Origin of the sequence: Dorea sp. D27 (genome assembly GCF_001185345.1) — a bacterium.
In the GTDB taxonomy this organism is placed as follows: Bacteria; Bacillota; Clostridia; order Lachnospirales; family Lachnospiraceae; genus Extibacter.
The window spans coordinates 679654-687490 of record NZ_KQ236744.1 but is presented as its reverse complement, the minus strand read 5'-3'; the positions used below and the strand labels follow the sequence as shown (position 1 = coordinate 687490).

8 protein-coding genes are annotated in these 7837 nt (G+C 45.1%); 1 reads left to right on the top strand and 7 read right to left on the bottom strand.

All coding sequences use genetic code 11. The features are described 5' to 3' along the window. Nucleotides 1–71: 71 nt before the first annotated feature. The 7 genes from HMPREF0980_RS09760 to pdxA all read right to left on the bottom strand — a co-directional run bounded on the left by HMPREF0980_RS09760 (nt 72) and on the right by pdxA (nt 6682). Nucleotides 72–752 carry a DUF4177 domain-containing protein gene (locus HMPREF0980_RS09760; RefSeq protein WP_049728874.1) on the bottom strand — a complete coding sequence of 227 codons (681 nt, stop codon included), beginning with the start codon at nt 750–752 and terminating at the stop codon, nt 72–74. A 48-nt stretch (nt 753–800) separates the two neighbouring features. Continuing rightward, nucleotides 801–1628 carry an FxLYD domain-containing protein gene (locus HMPREF0980_RS09755; protein WP_049728873.1) on the bottom strand — a complete coding sequence of 276 codons (828 nt, stop codon included), beginning with the start codon at nt 1626–1628 and terminating at the stop codon, nt 801–803. Nucleotides 1629–1782: 154 nt separating this feature from the next. Continuing rightward, nucleotides 1783–2544, bottom strand: coding sequence for a DeoR/GlpR family DNA-binding transcription regulator (locus tag HMPREF0980_RS09750; protein ID WP_049728872.1), 762 nt, complete (start codon nt 2542–2544; stop codon nt 1783–1785). Between the two features lie 31 nt (nt 2545–2575). Then, nucleotides 2576–3079, bottom strand: a complete 504-nt coding sequence (locus HMPREF0980_RS09745; RefSeq protein WP_049728871.1) for a YcxB family protein — start codon at nt 3077–3079, stop codon at nt 2576–2578. A 135-nt stretch (nt 3080–3214) separates the two neighbouring features. Next, entirely contained in the window at nt 3215–4264 is a 1050-nt protein-coding gene (locus tag HMPREF0980_RS09740; RefSeq protein ID WP_049728870.1) for a 2-keto-3-deoxygluconate permease, read from the bottom strand. 22 nt (nt 4265–4286) lie between these two features. Continuing rightward, on the bottom strand, nt 4287–5630 hold the full coding sequence (locus tag HMPREF0980_RS09735) for a four-carbon acid sugar kinase family protein (RefSeq protein ID WP_049728869.1): 1344 nt from the start codon (nt 5628–5630) through the stop codon (nt 4287–4289). A gap of 32 nt (nt 5631–5662) precedes the next feature. Continuing rightward, the gene (gene pdxA, locus HMPREF0980_RS09730) at nt 5663–6682 is read right to left on the bottom strand and encodes a 4-hydroxythreonine-4-phosphate dehydrogenase PdxA (RefSeq protein WP_049728868.1); all 1020 of its coding nucleotides are present in this window, start codon (nt 6680–6682) and stop codon (nt 5663–5665) included. Between the two features lie 311 nt (nt 6683–6993). Here pdxA and tpiA point away from each other — a divergent pair, with 311 nt between their 5' ends. Beyond that, nucleotides 6994–7776, top strand: coding sequence for a triose-phosphate isomerase (tpiA, locus tag HMPREF0980_RS09725; protein ID WP_049728867.1), 783 nt, complete (start codon nt 6994–6996; stop codon nt 7774–7776). The last annotated feature ends 61 nt before the right edge of the window (nt 7777–7837 follow it).

Sequence of the window (7837 nt, the reverse complement as noted above, 5' to 3'; positions counted from 1 at the left end):
CGTACGTACGTACGTACGTACGTACGTACCTACTCTGCGTTTTTTGGGTGTCCCTCATGTCATGTATACCATTATTCCGAGGTCCTATCTTTGATACATCGCTCAAAAATTAATATCATCTGGTCTACTGTAGCATTCGTCCCAACTCCTGCCGCAGACAAAACCATCTTACCCAGTTCATTTGTAACAGCAGTATGAAGACGCCATCCGTCCAATGCATAGGCAGCCAATACATTTTGTATATCTGCCTTTTTGAAAGCACCTGTCAGGCCAGACTCCTGAACAACCTCCACTTTGTACTCGTACAATGGATTTCTTCGGTATTGTTCGAATCTGGTTTTAGCTGCCTTGACATAGTCTTCTTTGCTTAATCCCTTAATATCTGTATAAATATATCCGCAATTACCACAAATGTCCTCTTGAGGGTCTCTGATTTTACCGCATACCGGACATGCCTCCCATCTGGCGTTTTCCTCTTTAAGATTCTGCGCTTCTTGATACTTAAAGTAATCTTCTACATATTCATACCCCGAGTTGCCATTCTCTGCCCTTATCTGTTCCAGTATACTCTGCTTCACGCTGTTGTAGCCAATAGAATCATTCGTTTCATCTAACCTCTTTTTGACATTGTTAACGAAGTATTGATGACATTTGGGACAAAGACCTCTGTTTTTATCGTCTGGAAATTCCCTGCTAATGGTTTCCATCAGCCCTAACGTTTTCCCGCACATTGCACATTCATACTTAGCCATAGTTGCTCTCCTTTATATGCATTTTTATTCTACCTACTGGTTACTAGATTACTCCGTATACTCTCCGGTAACTTGGGTAGCAACAAATTCCTTGTCCGTAGTGAATTCAAATTTCACTTTTTGTCCGCTGTTCCAATTACTTACGTTAGCATATGTTGTTTCGAGAATCACATCATCTTGATCTAACAGGTTTATATCCAGCCCAAAGTAAGAGAAATTCATATCTGTAGTATTTTCCACGACAGCATTATACGTTTTCCATCCATACCCATCATCTTCAGCCAGTGCAAACTCTATTGAACCTATTAATGCCTGCACTTTACCTTCTTTTTCGTTTTCTTCATTAACCTGTTGTGCATTTAGAGTAAAATCTTTTAATGTATCCTCATATTTATCAGACACCTTAAGCTTATAATCATTTACAAACTCAACAATCATTTGAGTTCTTTTGTTAAACGCATCGTACCATAGTTCATCATATTTTTCATAGTCGACAGTTATATAATCACAAGCCTCCTTCTGCTGTTTCAATAAATTAATATATTGAATTGCTTTTTCTTGAAGTTTACTATCTTCGAATTTTTCAGTCTGATATTTTTCCAATATATCTAATTCCGCAGATACATAATCTTCATAGCTTTCCTTATGCTCTTCACTCCCTATTTCCGCATTCGCATATTTATCCATAGAATCATACTTATCTGATAAAGCCCACCTTGCTTCTAATGCCTTTGCTAAATCTTTCATAAATGTTTCATCTGCCGCAACTTCTTTTTCTTCCTTTTTAGCTGAATCCTCCTTTTTGCCACCACACCCTATAACTGATACTAAAACAAACATGAATAATAAAACAATTGCTACCATCCTTTTTTTCATAAACTGTTCCTCCCTCAACATTTTAATGTACCTTTATTCTATCATATTTTTCTTCAGGTTCCATTATATTTCTACATTTTTTTACAAGAAAAAACGAATTGGGGACGGGGTTTTTTTCAAAAAACCCCGTCCCCAATTCGTTTTTGGGTGTCCCTCATGCAATCACAAGCGGTACGTTCAGTTCTTTTGCTATTTTTACATTTTCTTTCGCTACTTCGTCGTCTGTGATTATCAAATGTACATCGGTTATCGGGCAGATTACAGACAGGTAGCCGCCTCCGAATTTGCTGCTGTCCGCAAGTACGTATACTTCCTTTGCAGCTTTCAAAATCGCATGCTTCACCTGCATCTGCGGCGTGGCTATGGAAGTAAGGCCTACTTCAAAATTGATGCCGTGGACTCCGATAAATGCCTTGTCCACATGAAAGCTCTGCATGTTCTCCAGTGCCGCATCGCCCATAGTCGCAGCGAGATGCCCCCCCACATGGCCGCCCACCATATACAGTTCCACATGCTTTGACCCTGCCAGCTCATTGCCCACGAGCAGGGAATTGGTAACAACAGCCACTCGCTTTTCTGGATGGTTTTTAATATGGACCGCAAGGTAAAAACTGCTGGACGCATCGTCAATAATTATCGTGTCCCTGTCTTCGATATACTCATAAGCACAGGCTGCTATCTTCTTTTTTCTGTCTGTATGGCGGTATATGCTTTCGGCCGAGTATTTGCGCACCGGACTTTCCTCCCGCTTTATAGCGCCTCCGTGAACTCTCTGCAGCAGACCTTCCATATCCATATTCTTAATGTCATTACGGATTGTCACCTCTGAACATCCCAGTTCTCTGCTCAGATCTGCAACCCGTACTCTTCCTCTTTCGTCCAGTTCTCTCAGTATCGTACGCCTGCGTTCTTCCATTTTATTACCCTCTGTCTCTATTATTAATTCTCTATCTCAGCCTTACCTTCTGTGGATCGATATGCTGTGCCATCATCTTCATGACAGCTACGAAGCGGCTGCCGAAAGCCTGCTTCGGGATGATAAATGCTTGGTCTTTTCCATAATATATCCCTATTGTCTTCGGAGTCGTCGCCACACGTTCGATCTTGTCCCAGGCCACCTTTTCTGCTTTATCTCCGCGCACGGCAGTTATCCCATACTCGTCAAATGTATATTCCCATTCCGTCTGATATTCCTCGTTAAGTTCCATCTGCCTTTTAGCCCTATACTTCAGCTGGAGCGGAGTAAATGCGATAAATGCAACGGCGGCGGCAATATAAAACACGAAATGCACCGGCTTTATCCTCCCCGTAACGAGCAGGATAATCCCCATGATACCAACGGCGGCCCCCAGAACATTCGTCAGAAAGCCGGAGAATTTAGAGTATGTATGGTATAAAAGAAAATCAAACAATGCCTCTTTCGTCATCTGAACTGACAGTTTTTCTTCCATGATTGTGCTCCTTATAATAAAGTCCTCTCATATATTACGAAATCATTGTAACATATTAGAGGACTTTTTTCACTTGCCTATAAAGAATTATGTATACTTATCAAACTGCTAATGTTCAATAAGGTTACGGTTTTTTTACATCTCTGCTGGTGCTTCTTCACCCATGACCTTATAGTGTGCCCATCCTTCCGGTGAGTAGATACCCTTTTGCTTCTTCTGCATCATCTTGTCAAAGAATGCCACGATGAACGGGCAGAGGAACAATGTGATGATGGAAGCTGTGGCACACTGTGCCGTGGCCATTTCTGTATACTGGGCCATAGATGGATCGGCCTCTGCTACTGCGGCCGGTGTCATCGCTGAGTTGAGCGCCGTCGTACCTACAGCAGCCCCCATGGCATTTCTTTCCTTCTTCGGAAGCAGCAGGTTAAACAGGAAGAAGAATACTACTGCAAGTACTGCTGATATGAGTCCGAGTACGATGCCTGCGGCACCCGCCGTCACTATTGTCTTTACATCTGTTTTTGCACCGATGGAAATCGTCATGAAGAATGTCACGATTGGCTGTGCCGTGGCACATGCTTTACGGAATCCTGCATCCAGATTGCCCCAGATAAATCCAATCAGAATCGGCACCAGGGTGGCAATCAAAGAGTTGATTGGAATAGAGGCAAGCCCTGTAGCTCCGAGTGCAACCAGCGTAAAGAACGGTCCGTCGTTCAGCGACAGTATGGAAATCGCACCCGTATCTGTCGCATTACCAAACTGTGAGGACAGGGAAATGTACAGGGAACCGTTGGAGTTGGTAATAGCTGCAATCATGACGAACGGCGTAATTCCGAGGAATCCGTCCGGACCACAAATCCTTCCGACGAGGAGTCCGAACAGCACGCCAAGCACGAACTTCAGTCCGGTAAGTGTAACGCCCTTGTACAAAGGCATGCCTACCTGTTTAATATTGATAGTAGAACCGCACACGATGAGGAAAAATCCCATCATAGCTGAATTTCCTTCATAGAACAATGCCGTTACATAGCCACCTATCTGGAATGCCTGCGGCACAAATGTTGCGATTAGTACCGCGATTACAAGCGGTATGATTACAAGCCCGCCCGGCAGCTTTTTCATCTTGTTCAAAAGGTCAAGATCTTTTGTCTTTTTTACTTCTGTTTTCTGTTCTCCCATTTTCTCACTTCCTCCATCGTTATTATTTTCTCGCTGATTCACGGAACAGCCGGCTCACAATGTCACAGGCCGTATTGTCATTGCCTGTCAGTCCGCCCTTGCCTACAACCGGCAGTCCTTCATAACTTCCCACAAGACGGCCTACGTCCGTCTGAGGTATTACATAATCCATCACTTCTATACACTCGACACCAAGCTGATAACATACGTTGACCATCGTATCGCCGCCTGTGGTGTAAAGCCCTGCTATCTTTTCTCTTCCAACCTGCTCCAGCACCTGTGAAATAATCGTGCCGAGGCCGGCATTTATCCTGTCTGCGCTCATCCCCCCGGCATAATGCCTCTTATTGTCCTCCTCATCCAGGTTCAGAAGTTCGCCGTGCAGGGCGGTCTCAAAGAGAATCGCTCTTGGCTGGCTGTCAGATTCCATCAGTTCCACCGCCTTATGTACTGCCCTAAATGCCTCATCCATGGCCGCATCGCCACCCTCGATAAGAGGAACCGGGTCTACGCTGATACGGACATGACGTTGATCTTCACAGAGCACTTCCATCTGCTTCTTCGTGACAGGCGTCGCGCTGCCGGCAGCAATCAGTACCGTTTTTCCGTTCTCATCCGCCTCCGGCGGAACATTTGGCTCTTCCGTTCCAATCATCCCCCGGTGATAGGCGAGCTTTGAGGTGAACGGGCCCGGATCCACCGACACTACGTTCCAGCGAAGATCTATGCAGGCTTTTGCTATCTCCTCCACATCTTCCAGGGTAATCGCATCCACGACGATTACGCTGCAGCCTCTGCCGCGCTCTGCTTCCAGCGCCTCTTTGACAGCATCCGATCCCTTCAGAACCTTGTCGAGAGCCACAAGTCCCACCTGACGTTTCGTCTGACCGGAAAGCAGTCTCGGTATATAGTTTTCCTTAACCGGAGTACGCACATCCTGCGCAACCGGAGTATTGATGAGCGCCACACCGTCGATGACAGAATATCCCCCCACCAATATCCTTCTTGACTGGGGCATTGCAGGTACGACAACCGCCACCGCATCTTCCCCGACCATATCTAGCATCGCATCTACTTCAATTCCTACACCGCCGCGAAGCGTCGTATCGATACGCTTGGTAAAATGTCTGACGCCCATCCGCTTAAGTGCCTGCGCCGCAGACTTCACCTTTTCGTAAGCTTCATTTGCCGGAAGTGCCCTGCTGTTGCTGCTGATCAGCACTGCATCCAGTGCATCCAGACCTTCTGCTTTTTCCGCCGCTTCCTCATTAAAAAATACCGCCGTCCTTGCTTTTGATCTTGCCAGCAGCACACCTGTCGTAGTGGCTCCTGTCAGATCATCTGCTACCGCACCGATTAAAGGCATCTTTATCCCTCTCTTTCTATAATCACAGTCTCTTAGTTCTCTTCTCTTTCATGCTGTTTTGCGGCATATTCGGCAACTACTTTTGTTGATTCGATAAGGCTTATAGAGCCGGCGATGCCTTTTCCGGCGATATCAAATGCTGTCCCGTGATCTACAGAGCCTCTGATAAACGGAAGACCGAATGTAAGTGTTACAGATTTTTCAAAATCCAGCGTCTTACAAGCAATATGACCCTGATCATGATACAGAGAAAGGATTGCATCATATTTCCCTGACTTTCCGATGTGGAATACGGAATCCGCCGGGCACGGTCCTACCGCGTTGATGCCCCTTTTCTTCGCCGCTTCTACAGCAGGACCGATATCTGTCAGTTCCTCTGTTCCGAACAGGCCATTGTCTCCATTGTGGGGATTCAGGCCTGCCACCGCGATATGCGGATTCTCGATTCCGACCTTGCGCAGTTCTTTATCTATATTAATTACATTGTCTAAAATAACATCCTTTGTTGCATAATGGCATGCGTCCACAAGAGACATATGGCGGCTTACGAAGAATACTCTCAGCTTATGGCATGAGAACATGGTCAATGCATATGGTGAATTGGTGACATTCTGATATATCTCCGTATGTCCGGGCTCTTTTACGCCGACGAGCTTGATTGCTCCTTTGTGAATCGGCGATGTGGAGACGGCGTCAATCTTTTTAGCCATACCTAATTCAATGGATTTCATAATCCAGTCAATTGCCATCTGTCCCGCAAGCTTCTGTTCTTTTCCCCATTCTATGGAGTCCGTATCATAGTCCCCTGTCTCCATAATATCTACGGTGCCATACTCATACTTCGCCTCTGAAGGTTCTGTTATAAGATTGTACTTCAGCTCTTTGCCAAGCACCTTTGCCGCCTTTTCCATAATCGCCCTGCTACCGATTACGAACGGCTTGCAGCATTCATGAATTTCCTTATCCAATATCGTGCCCACTACTATCTCCGGACCGATACCTGCCGGATCCCCCATGGTAATCGCTGTCACTGGTCTGAATCTCTCGCTCATCTTTTCCATCCTTTCGTTTGCTTTCGTTTATGTTTTTGTTTTTATTTATGTTTCTCTTTCTTTGTAGTTTCATTTTATATTCGTTTCTTTCATTATGCAACTGTTTTCTATAATTTCAGTACATTTATATATTTCTATTGCCCTTGTTTTGTGCATTTTATCCTGTTTTTTTGTTGTTGCCTTTCGTTTTATTTCGTTTTTTCGTTTGTTAATAATTTCACGGTTTTGAAGTTGCGTTTTATCGGCTTATCCTATATAATAGATACAGAATATAAACAGAATCAACATCAGATTACCATAAGGAGGCTGCAATGCAGAAAAAATTGTATTTTGGAAGTAACTTGAAGATGTATAAGAACACACACGATACCGTGGAATATCTACAGAATCTGGTGGAGTACACGAAGGATTTAAGCCGCGATGAAATCGAACTTTTTATCATACCTTCCTACACTACTCTAGAAAGCGCGACGAAAAACATAGATCGTACATATGTAAAAATCGGGGCGCAGAATATGTGCTGGGAAGATGAAGGACAGTTCACTGGAGAAGTCTCACCTCTTATGCTGAAGGAAATCGGAATCAATCTTGTCATGATTGGACATTCCGAGAGAAGGCACGTGTTCGGGGAGACAGACATAGAAGAAAACAAGAAGGTAAAGGCAGCGCTCAATCATGGCTTTACGACTTTGCTCTGCATCGGTGAGACTGCAGAAGAAAAGAGCTACGGCATCAGTGCAGAGGTTCTCCGCACACAGCTTAAAATCGGTTTCCACGACATACCGGTATCACAGATTCCGAATATCTGGGTGGCATATGAACCGGTGTGGTCCATCGGCGTAAATGGTACGCCCGCGACAGCTGACTACGCAGAAGAGATGCATAAAGTTATAAAACAGACACTGCTGGACATCTTTGGAGATGCCGGGGTAGACATCCCTGTGCTCTACGGCGGCAGCGTCAATCCAGGCAACGCAAGCGATCTCATCGTCCAGCCCTCCATCGACGGGCTGTTCACCGGAAGAGCCGCATGGCAGGCAGACAAATTCGACAAGTTAATCCGCGATGCAAAAGCAGCCTTTGAATCAATGTAAAAGGGACACCCTGAAACGAATCTGGGACGGGGGAAAACGAATTGGGGACGGGGGAAATCTG

Bases quoted from the DNA above. Each gene is read 5' to 3' on its own strand.
- HMPREF0980_RS09755 (WP_049728873.1), bottom strand. From the start codon at position 1,628: ATGAAAAAAAGGATGGTAGCAATTGTTTTATTATTCATGTTTGTTTTA.
- pdxA (WP_049728868.1), bottom strand. From the start codon at position 6,682: ATGAGCGAGAGATTCAGACCAGTGACAGCGATTACCATGGGGGATCCG.
- HMPREF0980_RS09760 (WP_049728874.1), bottom strand. From the start codon at position 752: ATGGCTAAGTATGAATGTGCAATGTGCGGGAAAACGTTAGGGCTGATG.
- HMPREF0980_RS09735 (WP_049728869.1), bottom strand. From the start codon at position 5,630: ATGCCTTTAATCGGTGCGGTAGCAGATGATCTGACAGGAGCCACTACG.
- HMPREF0980_RS09750 (WP_049728872.1), bottom strand. From the start codon at position 2,544: ATGGAAGAACGCAGGCGTACGATACTGAGAGAACTGGACGAAAGAGGA.
- HMPREF0980_RS09740 (WP_049728870.1), bottom strand. From the start codon at position 4,264: ATGGGAGAACAGAAAACAGAAGTAAAAAAGACAAAAGATCTTGACCTT.
- HMPREF0980_RS09745 (WP_049728871.1), bottom strand. From the start codon at position 3,079: ATGGAAGAAAAACTGTCAGTTCAGATGACGAAAGAGGCATTGTTTGAT.
- tpiA (WP_049728867.1), top strand. From the start codon at position 6,994: ATGCAGAAAAAATTGTATTTTGGAAGTAACTTGAAGATGTATAAGAAC.